Source organism: Veillonella sp. AF36-20BH (genome assembly GCF_003602765.1).
In the GTDB taxonomy this organism is placed as follows: domain Bacteria; phylum Bacillota; class Negativicutes; order Veillonellales; family Veillonellaceae; genus Veillonella; species Veillonella hominis.
In genome coordinates this window covers 173,767-193,170 of record NZ_QTLR01000003.1, presented here as the reverse complement: position 1 = coordinate 193,170, position 19,404 = coordinate 173,767, and the positions used below count along the sequence as shown (strand labels likewise).

The following is a 19,404-nucleotide window of genomic DNA, read 5'->3' as shown; positions in this document are numbered from 1 at the left end:
GAGAATATGGAACTCTCACTCATTCCTAATCAGAAACGACTTACCTTTTATATTGAACGATTAATCTATGGTGTTGTCATTGCGATGCCACTTCAGCCAATGGTGGGAGATGTACTTCTCTGGTTGGCTATAGGTCTAGCATTATATGATTTGATTTCTAGTAAATCATTGAGTTTGCCGACAGGTTATTTATCTTGGACTGTTATGATCTTTGTTATCTGGACAGGTATATCGTCGTTAATGTCCCCAAACTGGGATTGGTCTATTCAGAGCTGGTTCTACCAAATTGTAGCGGGTGGGGGCATGTACTATTTAGTTCGTACCTATATCCGAACACCTAAACAGTGGAACTATTTTCTTCGTGCCTTTTTAGGTACAGCCGTTCTTGTATGCATTATTGGGGCCTATCAGTATATATTTGTTCCTAATATACATATAAAAGAATGGGTAGATGCAGCACAATTCCCTAAATTGATGCGTCGAATGGCGTCTACATTGCAAAATCCTAACTTGTTAGGGGCTTATCTATTGATGGTACTAAGTGTATGTATTAGCTATATTCTTGTTTATATGAAAGAGAATCGTACTCGTGAAGTTGTTACAATGCTGATTATTGGTGTTGTATTATTTTTAACGATGTTATTAACCTATTCGCGTGGTATTTGGATTAGTTTTGCGGCCATGATTCTGTATTGGGTTATTTTCGTAGAACGAAGACTATTCTTATCCTTGTTAGTGGTACCGTTAATTCTATACTTCTATGAAGGGGAAGTTGCTTCGCGACTTTGGTCTATATTCCAAGGTCATGATACGTCATCAGATCTTCGCTGGGCTCTATGGGATAGCACAATGTATATCGTACGAGAAAATCCAATCTTTGGTATTGGGTGGAATACATTCTACTTAGTTTATCCAGAGTATAACTATTACATTCAAGGTCCTAATGTGTTGATGTATCATGCCCATAATTTATATTTAAATATATTGGCTGAAACAGGTATTCCTGGCTTGCTATCATTCCTAGCAGTTATCGTCGGTCATGTTATTACATCTGTTCGTTTGAAAGGGGATATGTTCCGACAAGCTGCACAGATAGGTATAGGCGCTTTAGCTATCGGAGTTCTTTTTAGTGGATTGTCTGATTTTGAGCTCTATAGCCATCAAGTTACTATTGTTTTTTGGCAACTCCTTGGTTGGGTTGGGGCCTTTGTGAAAGTACAACTTTCCACAAAGGCCCATATGTAAAAGGTATATTTTGTATAATTAGTAAGTTTTATGGTAGCGATACAATTTCATAGTATGGTATAATTTATACATACCTTAGCAGGGTAAGCTTAAGTATATTTAACCGGTTTTCTAATGTTAGAATAATTGAACATTATTGCTTGCATTTGAAAACCGGTTTTTTGTATATCTATATTTTTATAGGAGGTGTAGCGGTCAGTTTCTGTATATATTATTTTTTTATTATATTGATAAGGCTCTATATATTGTATTGAGATAGTTCGATATACATAAAAAACAACAATATATACTATTAAATTGATAATTCCTGTGAGTTATATCGGTGTGAATAAAACTTATGTGAAAATGTAAAAACCTATGCGTTTTGGTCATAATGCACAGTCGGAGTGTGATAAAAAATACATTTTAGTCATATAAGTTGACAATACATTGGATGTGGACTACGATGAAGTCGGTTTAAGGAACGTATTAGACCAAAGAGATTCAATTGTCGTTTAACAATGTTACTCTTAAAGGAGATGGTTATGGTGATAGACATCAAAGACCGCGTAAAAAATGTGGACCTGCAAGGTAAAATTGTCACTGCTTATGATGCAGCTCAGTTGATTAACCCTAATGACAAAGTTGGTATTTCCGGCTTTACACCATCGGGTTATGCAAAAGTTGTGCCATTGGCATTGGCAGAAAGAATGGAAAAAGAACCATTCAAAATCGATTTGTGGACAGGTGCTTCCGTAGGTGATGAAGCTGATGGTGCGTTAACTCGTGCTAATGGTATTAATCGCCGCTTTCCATATCAAACCAATAAAGATATGAGAAAGGCTTTAAATAGTGGAGATGTTAAATACATCGATATGCATTTAAGCACAATGGCACAAAATATTCGTTATGGATTTTTCGGAGATTTAGATGTAGCAATAATTGAAGTATGTCAAATCAACGAAGATGGTTCTTTAGTACCGACTACCTCTGTTGGTAATTCTCCAACATTTGTTAGTCAAGCTAAAAAGGTTATCGTAGAGGTAAATGTATCTCAACCATTATCCTTAGTTGGTATGCATGATATCTATGAACCGTTGGATCCGCCACATCGTAAACCAATTCCGTTGGAACAGGCCGGCGATCGCATCGGTACAGAAGCAATACCTTGTGATCCTAGCAAAATTATTGCTGTGGTTCCAAGTGATGTACCTGATACAACAAGACCTTTAGCTGCTATTGATGATGATGCAAAGGCAATGAGTCAACATCTTATCAAATTCTTTGAACAAGAAATTGCAGAAGGTCGTTTGCCTAAAAACTTGCTTCCATTGCAATCCGGCGTAGGTTCTGTAGCAAATGCGGTAATTAGTGGCTTGGCTCAAGGGCCTTTCACAGATTTATCTATTTATACAGAAGTAATTCAAGACGGTATGTTTGACTTGATCGATGCTGGTAAAGTAACTGTATGTTCCGGTACTGCATTGAGTCCTTCTCCAGATGGATTGAAACGTTTTTATGCGAATATTGATGAATATCGTAAAAAAATTATTCTTCGTCCGCAAGAAATCTCCAATAACCCTGGTATTGCTCGTCGTATTGGTGTCATTGCCATGAATACCGCTATCGAATTTGATATTTTTGGCAATGTAAACTCTACTCATATTATGGGTAGCAAAATGATGAATGGTGTTGGTGGTTCTGGTGACTTTGCACGTAGTGCATATCTCACTATCTTCTGTACCAATTCCGTTGCTAAAAATGGCGACATCAGTTCTATCGTTCCATATGTATCCCATGTGGATCATCCAGAACATGACACTATGATTTTCTGTACAGAACAAGGTGTTGCTGACTGTCGTGGTTTGAGCCCAGTGGAAAGAGCTCGTTTGATTATTGAAAAATGTGCTCACCCAGACTACAAACCTATGTTAACTGAATACCTAGAAAAAGCATTAGCTGCAACAAAGAATGCCCATACACCAATGTTGCTTGATGAAGCTCTTTCTTGGCATAAACGCTTCACAGAAACTGGAAGCATGAAAAAATAACCTGTTTTTTTAGGAGGATGATGAAAACATGGCTTACGAAAACTTAAAAGCCCAAATTGCTGAGTACAACAAACTTTGTGACGAAAAATGCGCAAAAACTCCAGAACGTCAAAACTTAAAATACAACCGTGTGTATACACCAGTTGATATTGAAGGCTTTGATTATGAACGCGATTTGGGAATGCCTGGCGAATTCCCTTATACTCGTGGCGTACAACCTACTATGTACCGTGGTCGTTTCTGGACAATGCGTATGTATGCAGGCTTCGCTACAGCTGAAGAATCTAACAAACGTTACCGCTACCTAATCGAATCTGGTGCAACAGGTCTTTCCTGTGCGTTCGACTTGCCAACTCAAATCGGTTATGACTCTGATGATGTTATGGCTGAAGGCGAAGTTGGTAAAGTAGGTGTAGCGATTGACTCTTTGGCAGATATGGAAATCTTGTTCGATGGCATCGACCTTGGCAAAGTATCCACTTCCATGACAATCAACGCTCCAGCATCCGTTTTGTTGGCAATGTATATCGCAGTAGCTGAAAAACAAGGTGTACCTTCCACAGAATTGAAAGGTACTATTCAAAATGATATTTTGAAAGAATATGCAGCTCGTGGTACTTACATTTTCCCTCCAAAACCATCTATGCGTTTGATCACTAATATCTTCGAATATTGTTCTCAATACGTTCCAAAATGGAATACAATTTCTATTTCCGGTTACCACATCCGTGAAGCAGGTTCCACAGCAGCACAAGAAATCGCATTTACAATTGCTGATGGTATCGCATACGTAGAAGCAGCTTTGAAAGCTGGTCTTGATGTTGATACATTTGCTGGTCGTCTTTCCTTCTTCTGGAATGCTCATAATAATGTACTTGAAGAAGTTGCTAAATTCCGCGCATCTCGTCGCTTATGGGCAACAATCATGAAAGAACGTTTTGGTGCTAAAAAACCAAAATCCATGATGCTTCGTGTACATACTCAAACAGCTGGTTCCATGTTGACTGCGCAACAAGTTGATAACAACATCGTTCGTGTTGCTCTTCAAACTGCAGCTGCTGTAATGGGCGGTACTCAATCCTTACATACAAACTCTCGTGACGAAGCTTTGGCTCTTCCTACAGAAGCATCTGTACAAGTAGCTCTTCGTACTCAACAAATCGTGGCTTACGAATCTGGTTTGGCTGACGTAGTTGACCCATTGGGCGGTTCCTACTATGTTGAAGCTATGACTAACGCTATCTATGACGAAGCTATGGCATACATCAAGAAAATTGATGAAATGGGCGGCGCTGTAGTAGCAATCGAAAAAGGCTACATCCAAAAAGAAATTCAAGAATCCGCTTACAAATGGCAAATGGAAGTTGAATCTGGCTTACGCACAATCGTTGGCGTAAACAAATTCCAAGTTGAAGAAGAAGCTCCAAAAGACTTGCTTCGCGTAGACGCTTCCGTAGGTGCTAACCAATCTAAGAAAACTCAAGCAGTTCGTGCTAACCGCGATCAAGCCGCAGTTGATAAAGCCTTAGCTGATTTGAAAGCTGGCGCAGCTGACGAATCTGTTAACTTGATGCCATTAATTCTTGCAGCAGTTAAAACATATGCTACTTTGGGTGAAATTTGTAATGTATTGCGCGAAGTATTCGGTGAATACGAAGCTCATTCTACATTATAATATCGGCTGATTTCGGAGGTAATATATCATGGCAGAAAAACGTATTAGAGTAATTGTAGCAAAACCAGGTCTTGATGGTCATGACCGTGGTGCAAAAGTAGTAGCACGCGCACTTCGCGATGCTGGTTTCGAAGTAATCTACACTGGTCTTCGTCAAACACCAGAACAAATCGTTGAAGCAGCGCTTTCTGAAGACGTTAATGTAGTTGCATTATCTCTTCTTTCCGGTGCTCACAATACATTGTTCCCTAAAATTGTTGAACTTTTGAAAGAAAAAGGCATGGGGGATGTTCTTGTAATCGGTGGTGGCGTTATTCCTGACGCTGATATCCCTGGCTTGAAAAAAGCTGGCGTAGCGGCAGTATTCACACCTGGCACACCAACTAGCGATATCGTTAACTTTATTAAAGAAAACGTAAAATAATTGCTTGGGCAAAGAGGGGTGCAACTCTAATAGTTGGCTCCCCTCTATTCCCATATTCGAAGATAGGTGGTGAGGCGAATGGATTTAGTTAAAGGCCTTTTTGAAGGTTCTAGACTAGCCTTAGCACGGTCCATAACAGCTGTAGAAAACGAGTATGATAATGCCATCGATATTATGAAGGCAATTTACCCTAAAACGGGGAACGCACGTATTCTCGGTATTACAGGGGCCCCTGGTGCTGGTAAAAGTACTTTGACCGATAAGGTGGTTAAACATTATTTAGATCAAGGTAAAAAAATCGGCATCGTTGCCATCGACCCAACTAGCCCATTCTCTGGAGGTGCTATTTTGGGGGACCGTATTCGAATGAATGATTTAACATTAAATGAAAATGTGTTCATTCGAAGCATGGGCACGCGTGGTAGTCTTGGTGGATTATCTAAGAAGACTGCAGACGTTGTAAAACTCATGGATGCCTTTGGCATGGATTTAGTAATTATTGAAACTGTAGGCGTAGGTCAATCTGAAGTAGATATTGTAAAAAATGCTGATACTACATTGGTTGTACTGGTTCCTGGTCTCGGTGATGATATCCAAGCTATCAAGGCGGGTATTCTTGAAATTGGCGATGTATTTGCTATCAACAAAGCTGACCGAGATGGTTGCGATCGTTTGAATGTAGAAATTGAAATGATGCTTGACCTAGATTCTCGTGAAGTAAAATGGCGCCCACCAATTAAGCGCACAATTGCTAGTAAAGACCAAGGCGTAGATGAACTTATCGACGCTTTAGATGAACATTTTGAGTATCTTGAAGATTCTGGTGAATTGGAATCTCGTCGGGCAGAACGTACTCGTGATGAAATCATCGCAATGATTAATGAACAAATTGGTCGTTATGTAGCTGATAAAATTGTTACAAGCGACGAATTTAATAGCCAAGTGGCAGCTGTTAATGAACGCGAAAGCGATCCATATACAGTTGTTAATGGCGTAATGACAAGCGTGCTAAAGTAGACGGCGACTACATAGCATTAGAGATTTAGCCTTGAAAAGGAGATAATCAAAATGGCTTTTAAAGTATTACAAGTGGATCACATCGGTATTGGTGTTAATGATTTAGCAGCAACTAAAGAATTCTATAAAAATGCATTAGGCATTGAACATCTTCCTGAAGACGAAATCGTAGAAGAACAAAAGGTAAAAGTATCCTTCTTCCCTTGTGGTGATGCTGAACTTGAATTCTTAGAAACTACAACTCCAGATGGCCCTATCGGTAAATTTATCGAAAAAAATGGCGGTCGTGATGGTATCCAACACGTTGCATTGCGCGTTGATAATATTGAAAATGCTATTGCTGATTTGATGGCTAAAGGCGTTCGTATGATTGACGAAAAACCTCGTTATGGTGCAGGCGGCTCCTCAATTGCTTTCTTACATCCAAAAGCAACTGGCGGTGTTTTGCTTGAATTATGTCAACGTATGAAATAATACAGTATCCAATTCACATCATTATATATGAGTTGTAGATATACATATACATATAATCCTACGTTATATATTAAATATGTATGCTTCTTGAACTTTATTCATTTATGAAATAAAATGATACTGTAACAAGTTTTATTTGGAGGTGCTATAATGGCAACAGTGCAGGAAAAAATCGAGTTATTGCACGAAAAACTAGCTAAAGTTAAAGCTGGTGGCGGCGAAAAACGCGTTGAGAAACAACATGCTCAAGGTAAAATGACTGCTCGCGAACGCTTGGCTAAATTGTTCGATGATAATTCCTTCGTTGAACTTGATCAATTCGTTAAACATCGTTGTGTTAACTTCGGTCAAGACAAGAAAGAATTACCAGGCGAAGGTGTAGTAACAGGTTATGGTACTATCGACGGTCGTTTAGTATATGCATTCGCACAAGATTTCACTGTAGAAGGTGGTTCTCTTGGTGAAATGCATGCTGCTAAAATCGTTAAAGTACAACGTTTAGCAATGAAAATGGGTGCTCCTATTGTTGGTATCAACGATTCCGGCGGTGCTCGTATTCAAGAAGCAGTAGATGCCCTTGCTGGTTACGGTAAAATTTTCTTTGAAAATACAAATGCATCTGGTGTTATTCCACAAATTTCCGTAATCATGGGCCCATGTGCGGGCGGTGCTGTATATTCTCCAGCATTGACTGACTTCATCTACATGGTTAAAAATACTTCTCAAATGTTCATCACTGGTCCTGCAGTAATCAAATCTGTAACTGGTGAAGAAGTAACCGCTGAAGATCTTGGTGGTGCAATGGCTCACAACTCCGTGTCTGGTGTTGCTCACTTTGCAGCTGAAAATGAAGATGATTGTATCGCTCAAATTCGTTACTTATTAGGCTTCTTGCCATCCAACAATATGGAAGATGCTCCATTGGTAGATACTGGTGACGATCCAACTCGTGAGGATGAAAGCTTGAATAGCTTGTTGCCAGATAACAGTAACATGCCTTACGACATGAAAGATGTTATTGCAGCTACTGTAGATAATGGCGAATACTATGAAGTACAACCATTCTATGCTACTAATATCATTACTTGCTTCGCTCGTTTTGATGGTCAATCCGTTGGTATCATTGCTAACCAACCAAAAGTAATGGCTGGTTGCTTGGACATTAACGCTTCTGACAAATCTTCCCGTTTCATCCGTTTCTGTGATGCTTTCAATATTCCAATCGTTAACTTCGTTGACGTTCCTGGTTTCTTGCCTGGCACAAATCAAGAATGGGGCGGTATCATTCGTCATGGTGCTAAAATGTTATATGCTTACTCTGAAGCTACAGTACCAAAAATTACTGTTATCACTCGTAAAGCATATGGCGGTTCCTACCTCGCTATGTGTTCCCAAGATTTAGGCGCAGACCAAGTATATGCTTGGCCTACATCCGAAATCGCTGTAATGGGTCCTGCTGGTGCAGCTAATATTATCTTCAAGAAAGACGAAGATAAAGATGCTAAAACAGCTAAATATGTAGAAGAGTTTGCGACTCCTTACAAAGCTGCAGAACGTGGCTTCGTAGATGTTGTAATCGAACCTAAACAAACTCGTCCAGCAGTTATCAACGCTTTGGCAATGCTTGCAAGTAAACGCGAAAACCGTGCTCCAAAGAAACATGGTAATATTCCATTATAATTCGATTCGGTAAACATATCATCGAATTTGGGAGATACCTTTCTTTACTACTTTTTTAGAAAGGGGAATGATTATGGAAGGACAAGCAGTTACTACCAATCCTTGGTTAATCATGGCGATTAATATGACAGTTGTATTTGCTGTATTGATAGCTTTAGGTATTCTTATGGAAATCGTACATTTAATCGATCCTACTAGGAAGAAAAAAGAAGCACCAGCAGCAACTGCTCCTGTTGCTACTCCAATAGCTACTCCTGTAGCTCCAGCAAATGCATCTGCTCAAAATGAGGATGAAGTGGTAGCAGCTATCGTAGGTGCCATTGTGGCGATGGGGTACTCATCTGAACAAATTGCATCTATTCGACCTACAGCAACTAGTGCTAAATGGCGCTTGGAAGGTCGCTTAAGCGGTAGAGGTTAAAATAATTTTAGGAGGCATTTGTAATGAGCAATGCTACAACAACTAACGGTAAAGCTCCATCTCAAGATGTAGTGGCAGTAATCGTTGGTGCATTAGCGGCAATGGGTTATTCCGCTGATCAAATCGCGCATATCCGTCCAATCGTAAGCTACAATTGGAAAATGGAAGGCCGTTTGCGTGGTAATCGATAAGATAATTGGCTAATTTGATAATCCATAGGATTACTCAATTATATGTGTAAAAATATTTATAAGTTTTGTGTAGAAATTACACATTTTGGAGGAATTTAAAATGAAAAAATTCAACGTTACAGTAAATGGTACAGCATATGATGTAGAAGTTAATGAAGTGAAAGCAGCGGCTCCAGCAGCAGCTCCTAAAGCAGCTCCAGCAGCAGCTCCAGCTCCTAAAGCAGCTCCTGCACCAGCACCAGCTCCTGCTGCAGCAGCAGCTCCAGTTCCAGCAGGTGCTGAAACTGTAAAAGCTCCAATGCCTGGTAAAATCTTATCTGTAGCAGTATCTGCTGGTCAAGCAGTTAAAAAAGGCGAAACTTTGTTGATTCTTGAAGCTATGAAAATGCAAAATGAAATCGCAGCTCCTCATGATGCTGTAGTTTCCGAAGTTCGCGTATCTGCTAACCAAACTGTATCCACTGGCGATGACATGGTTGTTCTTGGCTAATACCAAGTGTTGTATGACGTGGCTGCGCCACGTCATCTAACAATTTTATATTTGTGAAAGGGGAACGCATATGGAGGCTTTTGCTGTTGCGATTCAATCCGTTATTACAGATAGCGGGTTCCTCGCATTTACAACAGGCAATGCTATTATGATTCTTGTAGGTTTGATCCTATTGTATTTGGCATTTGCTAAAGAGTTTGAACCTTTATTGTTGGGTCCGATTGCGTTTGGTTGTATACTTGCCAATATTCCTCGTAATGGTTTCGAAGAAGGCGTTATGGCACTTATTAGCGCAGGTATCTCCCAAGAAATCTTCCCACCTTTAATTTTCCTAGGTGTAGGTGCAATGACTGACTTTGGTCCACTCATTGCTAATCCTAAAACATTGCTTTTAGGCGCTGCCGCTCAAATCGGCGTATTCGTTGCTTTAGGTGGCGCAATGATGCTTGGCTTCACAGCTCAAGAAGCAGCTGCTATCGGTATCATCGGTGGTGCTGACGGCCCTACATCCATTTACTTAGCTACTAAACTAGCTCCTCATTTATTAGGTGCTATCGCGGTTGCCGCATATTCCTATATGTCCTTGGTACCGTTGATTCAACCGCCTGTAATGAAATTATTCACTACGCAAAAAGAACGCGAAATTGTTATGGAGCAATTGCGTGAAGTTACACGTTTTGAAAAAATCGTGTTCCCAATTGTTGCAACGATCTTCATTTCCTTATTGCTTCCTTCCATTACATCCCTTTTAGGTATGTTGATGTTAGGTAACTTGTTCCGTGAATCTGGCGTAACTGAACGTTTGTCCGATACTTCTCAAAATGCGTTAATCAATACTGTTACAATCTTCTTGGCAACTGGTACTGGTTTAACAATGAGTGCGGAACATTTCTTAAGCGTACAAACAATTCTTATTATCTGCTTAGGCTTAGTTGCATTTATCGGTGGTACTGCTGGTGGCGTATTATTTGGTAAATTGATGAGCTTAGTAGATGGTGGTAAAACAAATCCACTTATTGGTTCTGCCGGTGTATCCGCGGTTCCAATGGCGGCTCGCGTATCTCAAGTAGTAGGTGCGAAAGCTAACCCAGCTAACTTCTTGCTCATGCATGCTATGGGTCCTAACGTAGCTGGCGTTATCGGTACAGCAGTAGCTGCAGGTACAATGCTTGCTATGTTGTCTAACCACTAATAATTTAATAATTATTCACCCAGGTGTACCTAAATAGGTACACCTATTGGTGAATCAAAAAGCCCTTGGTCATTATGTAATCATACATAAAAGGGAATATTTGCAATAAATGCTTTTCAGATCGGTCATTAGGTGATTAGCAAGATTTCACAGAATAACCTTCTAGTGCTTTAAATATAGTAGAGGTGGTCACTTGTTATCAATTGAATTAAAAATACTGATTTGTTTTGTTTGGGCATTTATTGTTTTTTTTATTACTGCACTGATTATCGGTGCTGAAGGTAAAGCTAAATGGTTTCAGCAGAGAACTAAATATTCTTGGTTTAATCGCCGAGGTTTTCTTGGTGAAACTTTATTATTTGGGTATCCTAAAACAAGAGAGGGATATGGGATTACTTTTATAATGGCCTCTGCCATTGGTATCGTAGGTTATATTTTATACCTATTATAACTATATCAGTGCATTTCTCTGAAGGGAGATGATGATGTATGGGTACTGCAGAACAAACCTTAATCGTCCTTGCAGTCATGGCTGTTTTATTCGTTACGGAAATTATTCCTCTAGCTATTACTTCTTTAGGCGGCGCAATTACATTAGGCCTTATGGGTATTATTACTCCTAAGGTTGTATTCTCTGGTTTATCTGATAGTACAGTTGTGTTGTTTGCAGGCATGTTCGTTGTTGGTGCTGCATTATTCTACACTGGTTTGGCTCAAAAAATTGGGGAAACCGTAGTATCTCATGCAGGGACTAGCGAAAATGGCTTGATGCTTGCGATTATGCTCGTAACAGCTACCATGTCCGCATTCTTATCTAATACTGGTACAACAGCTGCGTTACTTCCTGTGGTTGTTGGTATCTGTGCTGTTGCTAAGATTCCTGCATCTCGCCAATTAATGCCTTTAGCATTTGCTGCAGGTATCGGTGGTATCATTACAATGGTTGGTACACCACCTAATATCATTGTAAGTGGTACATTATCTAAATTTGGCATTGAACCATTTGGTTTCTTTGAATTTGCTTGGATTGGTATTCCTTTGACTATCGCTACTATCGTATTCATGATGCTCGTTGGTAAACATCTATTACCTAAACATGAAATTACTGATGCTGGTGATGTTGAACAAGAAGTAGCTGCTGAAGATATTTCTAATGATCCTAAGAAACAATTATACTCTGGTCTTATTCTTTTAGGTGTAATCATTGCTATGATTTTAGGGGATCCTCTAAAAACATATTTTGGTATTAATTTACCATTGAGCATGGTTGCAGTTATTGGCGCAATGCTTTGCGTATTAACTGGTTGCTTGAACGAAAAACAAGCTTACACATCTATTGACTGGGTAACAATCTTCTTATTCGCTGGTATGATGCCAGTGGCAACTGCACTTGACCAATCTGGTGCAGGTAAAATGATTGCTGATGCAGTAATCGGTGTTATGGGGTCTGATCCTAGCCCTTACTTTGCAACAGCAGTATTATTTGCATTGTCTTGTATCATGACTCAATTCATGTCTAACACTGCATCTTGTGCATTATTGGCACCTATCGGTATCTCCATTGCTCAAGGTATGGGCGCTGACCCTCATGCAGTATTGATGGCTATCGGCGTTGCTGCATCTTGTGCATTCGGTACACCTGTAGGTACACCTCCAAATACACTAGTACTTGGTCCTGGCCAATACAAATTTACAGATTATGTAAAAGCCGGCGTTCCATTGATTTTAGTTTGCTTCGTAGTAAGCTTAATTATCATTCCAATGGTATGGCCATTCTTCCCTGGTAAATAATAGGGAATAGGTTACTCTACTATACAAGCACACACGAGGTCGAATCGTAAGATTCGGCCTCGTTTTTTATGATTTTAGTCTATATGATTTTAATATAGATTACATATAAGTGTAATCAAAAGCAATATGAATTAAACTAATTTGCATGATTAATTTTACACAATTGACTACATCGAAAAAATATGATATAGTATATTGTGTAAGATATAATAATGTAATGTTGAATAAGGAGGTCATCTATGACAAAAGAAAGATTTAACATGTTAGTTGGTTCTATTGGTGCATTTATTGGTGTATTTGTATTTTTAGCCTATATCCCACAAATAATTGCTAATCTTCATGGTCAACCTAGTCAACCATGGCAACCATTATTTGCAGCAGTATCCTGTTTGATCTGGGTATTATATGGTTGGACAAAATCACCTAAACGTGATTATATTTTAATCGTACCAAACCTTGCAGGCGTTATTTTAGGTACACTAACATTCTTAACATCTTTCTAAGTGCTATAAGAAAAAAATAGTATTATTGTTATATAGTGAATAATAGTAAAGATATTACTTTACTTTATAAATATAAATGAGGTCGAATCGTATGATTCGGCCTTTTTTAGAGTGAAGTTTATATGTTAGATTAAAATATAGATAAGCGTTAAATCTGTTGTAATAAAAAAATAGTTTTTATGATAATAAATATTGATAATTGAATTCCTAGTATAGTAGTACGTATTTTAATTGAAATGATAATTAGTGTATTCTCAATTATTGATTATTAAACTCAATTACATAAATGAAAAGAAATATCAAAATATATATAAATATAGGCTTTTTATGATAAAAAGGAACAATTATTATGCAAAATATTATATAATTTTTTATCATTTTCATTTGACTTTCAATTTGAACTGTGTGATAATGAGAACATAAGTTGAGGCAAGTGCCTTTCTAAATGATAATAAAAAGTTCTGATCTATATTTTGATGGAGGTCCTAATTATGAGAGTTATTGCTGATGGTTGCATTAAATGTGGTTCTTGCGCATCTGTTTGCCCAGTTTCCTGCATTACTGAAGGCGAAACTAAATACGAAATTGGCGATGCTTGCATCGATTGTGGTTCTTGCGAATCCGTTTGCCCAGTTTCTGTAATTTCCGCTGAGTAATCACAAATAAAACACGCCCCTCATTGAGGGGCTTTTTATTTTGCCTAAATTTGCGTAACTTAGTATAATAGGACTATTAAGAATTATATTATAGTAAGGGAGTTAATCTTGTTTTATACAGTACTTATCATTTGGTTATTATTGGACCAATTAACTAAATATTATGTAATGAATCATTTTTTGTTAGGTGAATCTTTACCTGTTATTCCTAATGTATTTCATCTTACCTATATTATCAATCGCGGTGCAGCCTTTGGCATGTTAGCGAATCAACGATGGTTTTTTTTACTAGTAGCTTTTATTCTATTAGCTGTTTGTGCTTTTTATTGGAAGCGATTAGCTAAGGGCCATTGGACTTTGCAAATCGGATCCGCCTTATTAGTCGCAGGTGCAATTGGTAATGGCATTGACCGATACATGATTCATGGGGTAGTGGACTTTTTTGATTTTCGTGTATGGCCTATTTTTAATGTGGCAGATATTGGTATTTGTATAGGTGTAGCTTTTGTTGTATTTTATTTGTTTTCATTGAAAGAGGACCATGAATAACTTTCATCATTAGGACCCTTTATAAATCATTGACTTGATTCGTCAATAAATATATATCTTATACTTGACTCAAAGAGGAATAGAGGATGAATGAATATATTGTAAGTGCTGAGCAAGAAGGCATGAGACTAGATGTATTTTTAACTGAACAGATGGAAGGATCTCGTAGCTATATTCAAAGTTTAATTAAAGGTGGTCATGTTACAGTAGGTGATAAAGTAGGGAAGGCTAATCTTCGGCTTACACCTGATACCGTAATTCATGTAGAAATCCCAGAGCCTGAATCGATTGAGGTTAAACCTGAGGATATCCCTTTAGATTATTTATACGAAGATCACGATATTGTTATTGTTAATAAACCTCGTGGCATGGTGGTGCACCCTGCAGTAGGAAATTATTCTGGAACCCTTGTAAATGCTCTATTATTCCATTGTAAGGACCTATCAGGCATTAATGGTGAAATTAGGCCAGGTATTGTGCATCGCTTAGATAAAGATACGTCTGGCGTTATGATGGTGGCAAAAAATGATGCAGCGCACATTGGTTTAGCAGAACAAGTAAAAGCACATTCTGCAAGACGTACGTACTGGGCGCTAGTACAAGGCAATATTGTAGAAGAAAAGGGGACTATAAAGGCGCCTATTGGACGCCATCCTAAGGACCGTATGAAAATGGCTGTTGTCTTTGAAAACAGTAAAGATGCAGTAACACATTTTAAAGTATTGGAGCGTTATGGTCATCAAACATTGGTTGAATGTAATTTGGAGACTGGCAGAACCCATCAAATTCGTGTTCACTTTGCTCATATTGGACATCCTGTTGTTAATGACCCATTTTATGGATATAGACGTATGGATTTTCCTATAGAAGGGCAAGCATTACATTCTAAATCGTTAGATGTTAAACACCCTATTACAGGTGAAGAAATGCACTTTGAAGCACCGGTACCAGCTGATTTTGAGGCGTGCTTAGAATTTGCTAAGACCTACCGTGAAGATAAACGAAAATAGTCTAAATGTTTACATTGATTGTTTAAGTACTTATTTTTACTACTTATTTGGATATAGGGGCATAGAACAATCCTATGCTGTAAGGGCGTATATATGGAAAAGAAACGCTTATTAATGGATCAAGACGCTATAATGCGTGCGATTCGTCGTATTAGTCATGAAATTTTAGAACGCAATAAAGGTTTATCTAATGCGTTAATTGTAGGTATTGAACGGCGTGGTGTCATTTTGGCAAAACGTTTACAAGCGGAAATTGAGCGTATAGAAGGTATTCATATTGATTGTGAGTCTTTGAATGTTGCAGTGTATCGTGATGATCGTGATGCTCGTCCTAAAGAGGGGGAACCGTGTACGATTGATACAACGGAAAAGACAATTATCCTTGTAGATGATGTTTTGTATACGGGCCGTACTATTCGTGCTGCTTTAAATGCATTAATGACGGCTGGCAGACCAAGATCTATTCAATTGGCCGTCCTCGTCGATCGTGGTCATCGTGAATTGCCTATACGAGCGGACTATGTAGGTAAAAATATTCCTACATCACATCTTGAAAGTGTACGCGTTGCCGTCGCTGATCTGGATGGTGAAGAAGGGGTTACAATACAGGAATAATCTGTATTGTAACCCCTTCTTCTTTTTGAGTATTACTATATAATAAGATGATTAACTTAATAAAATTAAATTATTTGACTCTTATATTTATGTGCAGAATGTTTCTACCAGATTGTAGTTCTGCTTATTTTATGTATTGTGGCGTATAGGTGTAGTCCATATGACCTATTCGTTTAACTTCATTATGTAAGCATAAGGCCTGTATATCTGTAGCTAATGTATCGATTTGATGCATCGTTTGTCCCAACGTATTTAATTCATTAGGTGCTTTGGCCCATTTTTGAATAAGTGGTATTTCAAAATCATTTCGAAGCCATTGACGACCTCTATCGTTGAAGGCTAGCAAGCGAGCATATTGTGGCGCTTCCTGTATAGCACTTTGTAGTAAATCTTTTTGTATTCCTAAGGTGAGATAGGCTCCCATTCGTTGTAAACGGGCATAGGTATAGCGCTTTGATTTTATTTGCTTCATAGCCAAGTTCCACGTAGGTTGTTGGGCCGCTTTGGACCATAAGTGTTCAATGCCTTCGTTGAACTCTCCAAAGCTTTCTAGCTCCTTAGTTGAAGTACGACGACTTAAGGTATGGACCATATCATAGTAGCGGTTATAGTTTACATAAGCACCATTAGAAATTATATTAGTCATATCGTCTGCAATAGTTTTAGGAACGATTGACTGAAGTTGTAATTTTATTTTACTATTTAGTGCATTTAATTTTGTTAATGTAGTTGCAGTTGCAGTTGAATTTGAATTTGTACTTGTCGTTGTATCTATATCTGTAAAAGTGTAGATACTATTTTTATTACAATTGTTACTACCTGTAGCCATTTCTGTTATGAGTTTACGCAATGCTGTACCAGAAGGAAAATCTTTTGTAATATTCGCGTCGTGATGATCTGATGTGCGTAAGATTGGTATATATTTTAAGGAAGGATAATAGGTAAGTCCTGCCCGAATATATTCAAGTCCTAACAGTGCATTAGGGGTGTTGAGCATCTCTGTATTAAGGGCTTTACGGAAGGCAGAGCCATAGGACATGCCTTCGTTAATATAGGTCCGTAATACTATTTGAGTACTTTCACAATCCATACGTTTAGTTATATCAACGAGTGTATCTAGATCAGCCGTTTCAGAACCAAAGGAGAGTGCATCGATATGTAAAGCTTTTACCATGCGAATAGCGCCTGTTCCAAACAGTTGTGCACTACCCAAAGAATAGAGTGTAGGTAGCTCGATAACGATGTCTGCACCACCGAGAATAGCCCAACGAGCACGGTCAAATTTAGAAAAAATAGCAGGTTCTCCTCGTTGTACAAAGGAACCACTCATGATACAAATGCGCAGCGCTTCAGGATGCTCTTGTGCTAAGGTATGTAATTGATGCGCATGTCCATTGTGAAATGGATTATATTCACAGATGATACCGATTGTTTTCATAGTGACTCCTTTCATTATTGTTAGTGTAACAAAGCGAAGAAATGCTGTAAACTACATTTCATGATATCCATATAAAAGGCTTGTTTATAGAAATGATGTTATGTGTAAATATTAAGTTTAGTATAGATTTTCTTGACACTATAGGCTATAATTAACTGTAAATGCTGAATTGATGTGAGGTATATGATGAAACAAAATTGGAAACGTACATTACAAGGGACTCTGCTCGGTGCTGTGCTGCTAGCAATGGCGGGATGTGGCTCTACAAATGTAATGGATACATATAGTTTTGGCCATCAAGTTATCCGTGTTGGTCAATCTGAAATTACCATTGCCTTGCCTTATGAAATGGGTAAAAGTACAAAAAATATGACTGATGATGGGTATCCAATTGATATTTATGGTTCCGTTACAGAACATATGGTGATTGAAGTTGAAGCATTGCGTGCTGGTGACAATAAACCATTGCCTACGGTTGATGAGTTTTTAAATCGCAGCAAGTCTGAATTCACGAAGATGGGCGCAACCATCAAGGAAGAATCTGTAGCTTTACAAGGTACATCTGCAAAGAAGCTTGATGTGACGTATACAACACAAGGGCAAACATTTAGCTTTTCTCAATACGTATTCTTAGATCATGGCGTATTGTGGAATATAATCTACCAATATCCTGAAAAGGATCAGGTAGGTGCTGATATCAGCAAAGAAATTCAAAACAAGATTCAAGTTACACAACAGAAAGAGGGTTAATCGATGAACGTATTAGTAGTTAACTGCGGTAGTTCTTCTTTGAAATATCAATTACTTGATATGACAACTGAAACAGAATTGGCAAAAGGCCTTTTTGAAAAGATTGGTGATCAAGATGCTATCTTCACTCACAAACGTCCTAATGCAGATAAATTAGAACGCGTTGAACCAATTTTGAACCATAAAGAAGCGCTTCGTATTTTGCTAGATATTTTAGTTGATGCTGAATTTGGTGTTATCTCTTCGATGGATGAAATTGATGCTGTAGGTCACCGTGTAGTACACGGCGGTGAAAAATTTGCTGATTCCGTATTGATTACACCAGCAGTTATGGAAGCGTTGGAAGAATGTGCTTCTCTTGCACCATTACATAACCCACCAAACATTCAAGGTATTGAAGCTTGTGAAGCTATTATGCCGAGTGTACCTCAAGTTGCTGTATTTGATACTGCATTCCATCAAACTATGCCAAAAGAAGCATATATGTATGCGCTTCCTTACTCTTATTATGAAGATTATGGTATTCGTCGTTACGGCTTCCATGGTACGTCCCATAAATATGTAGCACAACGTTGTGCAGAATTAATGGGTAAACATATGACTGATCTTCGTATCATCACATGCCACTTGGGTAATGGTTCCTCTGTGGCTGCTATTAAAGGTGGTCGCTCCATCGATACTACAATGGGCTTTACTCCATTGTCCGGTTTGATCATGGGTACGCGTACAGGTGATATTGACCCTGCTATCGTTCCATTCTTGATGGAAAAAACAGGTATGACCTATGAAGAAATCGATAGAGTTATGAATAAAGAATCCGGTGTATTAGGGATTTCTGGTGTATCCAATGACTTCCGTGTGATTGAAGAAGCTGCTGCTAACGGCAATAAACGCGCACAATTGGCATTGAATATGTTCCATTACAAAGTTCGCCGTGTAATCGGTGCCTTTGCTGCTGTTATGGGCGGTGTAGATGCTATCATCTTTACTGCTGGTATTGGTGAAAACGGTATTGGTAACCGTGATGCAATCTGTAACGGTTTGGAATATTTAGGTACTCGTATTGATTCTGAACGCAATAATGTTCGTGGTAAAGAACAAGAAATCAGTGCTGAAGGCTCTAAGGTTAAAATCTTTGTAATTCCTACAAACGAAGAAATCATGATTGCTCGTGATACTCAACGTATTACAGCAGCGTTGAAAAAATAATATAGTTCGCATCTGAACTGAGTGACTAATAGAGTCATAAAACC

Annotated in this window: 21 protein-coding genes; 20 read left to right on the top strand and 1 reads right to left on the bottom strand. The window is 38.5% G+C overall.

Annotated features, from left to right (window positions below):
* The first annotated feature begins 6 nt into the window (after positions 1-6).
* The 18 genes from DW000_RS05180 to pyrR all read left to right on the top strand — a co-directional run bounded on the left by DW000_RS05180 (position 7) and on the right by pyrR (position 15,963).
* Positions 7-1,245, top strand: coding sequence for an O-antigen ligase family protein (locus DW000_RS05180; protein ID WP_120055429.1), 1,239 nt, complete (start codon positions 7-9; stop codon positions 1,243-1,245).
* 524 nt (positions 1,246-1,769) lie between these two features.
* Complete coding sequence (locus tag DW000_RS05175) at positions 1,770-3,275, top strand: acetyl-CoA hydrolase/transferase family protein (protein ID WP_004696497.1); 1,506 nt, start codon at positions 1,770-1,772, stop codon at positions 3,273-3,275.
* A 28-nt stretch (positions 3,276-3,303) separates the two neighbouring features.
* Positions 3,304-4,950, top strand: a complete 1,647-nt coding sequence (locus tag DW000_RS05170) for a methylmalonyl-CoA mutase family protein (RefSeq protein ID WP_004696495.1) — start codon at positions 3,304-3,306, stop codon at positions 4,948-4,950.
* Between the two features lie 28 nt (positions 4,951-4,978).
* A complete protein-coding gene (locus tag DW000_RS05165; protein WP_004696492.1) occupies positions 4,979-5,374 on the top strand; it encodes a cobalamin B12-binding domain-containing protein in 396 nt (131 codons plus the stop codon).
* A 78-nt stretch (positions 5,375-5,452) separates the two neighbouring features.
* On the top strand, positions 5,453-6,391 hold the full coding sequence (gene meaB, locus DW000_RS05160) for a methylmalonyl Co-A mutase-associated GTPase MeaB (RefSeq protein ID WP_004696489.1): 939 nt from the start codon (positions 5,453-5,455) through the stop codon (positions 6,389-6,391).
* Between the two features lie 51 nt (positions 6,392-6,442).
* Positions 6,443-6,865 carry a methylmalonyl-CoA epimerase gene (mce, locus tag DW000_RS05155; protein WP_004696488.1) on the top strand — a complete coding sequence of 141 codons (423 nt, stop codon included), beginning with the start codon at positions 6,443-6,445 and terminating at the stop codon, positions 6,863-6,865.
* A gap of 150 nt (positions 6,866-7,015) precedes the next feature.
* Positions 7,016-8,545, top strand: a complete 1,530-nt coding sequence (mmdA, locus tag DW000_RS05150) for a methylmalonyl-CoA decarboxylase subunit alpha (protein WP_008714294.1) — start codon at positions 7,016-7,018, stop codon at positions 8,543-8,545.
* 73 nt (positions 8,546-8,618) lie between these two features.
* Positions 8,619-8,966, top strand: coding sequence for an OadG family protein (locus tag DW000_RS05145; protein WP_120055427.1), 348 nt, complete (start codon positions 8,619-8,621; stop codon positions 8,964-8,966).
* A gap of 23 nt (positions 8,967-8,989) precedes the next feature.
* Complete coding sequence (locus DW000_RS09815) at positions 8,990-9,157, top strand: hypothetical protein (protein WP_004696483.1); 168 nt, start codon at positions 8,990-8,992, stop codon at positions 9,155-9,157.
* A 100-nt stretch (positions 9,158-9,257) separates the two neighbouring features.
* The gene (locus DW000_RS05140) at positions 9,258-9,647 is read left to right on the top strand and encodes a biotin/lipoyl-containing protein (protein ID WP_004696481.1); all 390 of its coding nucleotides are present in this window, start codon (positions 9,258-9,260) and stop codon (positions 9,645-9,647) included.
* 70 nt (positions 9,648-9,717) lie between these two features.
* Positions 9,718-10,839: a sodium ion-translocating decarboxylase subunit beta gene (locus DW000_RS05135; RefSeq protein WP_008601435.1), complete on the top strand. Its 1,122-nt coding sequence runs from the start codon at positions 9,718-9,720 to the stop codon at positions 10,837-10,839.
* Positions 10,840-11,032: 193 nt separating this feature from the next.
* Positions 11,033-11,290, top strand: coding sequence for a hypothetical protein (locus DW000_RS05130; protein WP_004696478.1), 258 nt, complete (start codon positions 11,033-11,035; stop codon positions 11,288-11,290).
* 38 nt (positions 11,291-11,328) lie between these two features.
* Positions 11,329-12,630, top strand: coding sequence for an SLC13 family permease (locus DW000_RS05125; protein WP_008601431.1), 1,302 nt, complete (start codon positions 11,329-11,331; stop codon positions 12,628-12,630).
* 239 nt (positions 12,631-12,869) lie between these two features.
* On the top strand, positions 12,870-13,133 hold the full coding sequence (locus DW000_RS05120) for a SemiSWEET family transporter (protein ID WP_004696474.1): 264 nt from the start codon (positions 12,870-12,872) through the stop codon (positions 13,131-13,133).
* A gap of 491 nt (positions 13,134-13,624) precedes the next feature.
* Positions 13,625-13,789, top strand: a complete 165-nt coding sequence (locus tag DW000_RS05115) for a 4Fe-4S binding protein (RefSeq protein ID WP_004696472.1) — start codon at positions 13,625-13,627, stop codon at positions 13,787-13,789.
* A 105-nt stretch (positions 13,790-13,894) separates the two neighbouring features.
* On the top strand, positions 13,895-14,338 hold the full coding sequence (gene lspA, locus DW000_RS05110; protein ID WP_287501933.1) for a signal peptidase II: 444 nt from the start codon (positions 13,895-13,897) through the stop codon (positions 14,336-14,338).
* Between the two features lie 86 nt (positions 14,339-14,424).
* Positions 14,425-15,348 carry an RluA family pseudouridine synthase gene (locus DW000_RS05105; protein WP_021148361.1) on the top strand — a complete coding sequence of 308 codons (924 nt, stop codon included), beginning with the start codon at positions 14,425-14,427 and terminating at the stop codon, positions 15,346-15,348.
* Positions 15,349-15,441: 93 nt separating this feature from the next.
* Complete coding sequence (gene pyrR / locus DW000_RS05100; RefSeq protein WP_004696466.1) at positions 15,442-15,963, top strand: bifunctional pyr operon transcriptional regulator/uracil phosphoribosyltransferase PyrR; 522 nt, start codon at positions 15,442-15,444, stop codon at positions 15,961-15,963.
* A 124-nt stretch (positions 15,964-16,087) separates the two neighbouring features.
* Here pyrR and DW000_RS05095 read toward each other — a convergent pair whose 3' ends face one another.
* Positions 16,088-17,401: a nucleotidyltransferase family protein gene (locus DW000_RS05095; RefSeq protein WP_077708579.1), complete on the bottom strand. Its 1,314-nt coding sequence runs from the start codon at positions 17,399-17,401 to the stop codon at positions 16,088-16,090.
* 186 nt (positions 17,402-17,587) lie between these two features.
* Between DW000_RS05095 and DW000_RS05090 the strand changes: the two genes are divergently transcribed.
* Together DW000_RS05090 and DW000_RS05085 are read left to right on the top strand one after the other, a co-directional pair.
* On the top strand, positions 17,588-18,151 hold the full coding sequence (locus DW000_RS05090) for a hypothetical protein (protein WP_077708578.1): 564 nt from the start codon (positions 17,588-17,590) through the stop codon (positions 18,149-18,151).
* Positions 18,152-18,154: 3 nt separating this feature from the next.
* Positions 18,155-19,360 carry an acetate kinase gene (locus tag DW000_RS05085; RefSeq protein ID WP_004696461.1) on the top strand — a complete coding sequence of 402 codons (1,206 nt, stop codon included), beginning with the start codon at positions 18,155-18,157 and terminating at the stop codon, positions 19,358-19,360.
* The last annotated feature ends 44 nt before the right edge of the window (positions 19,361-19,404 follow it).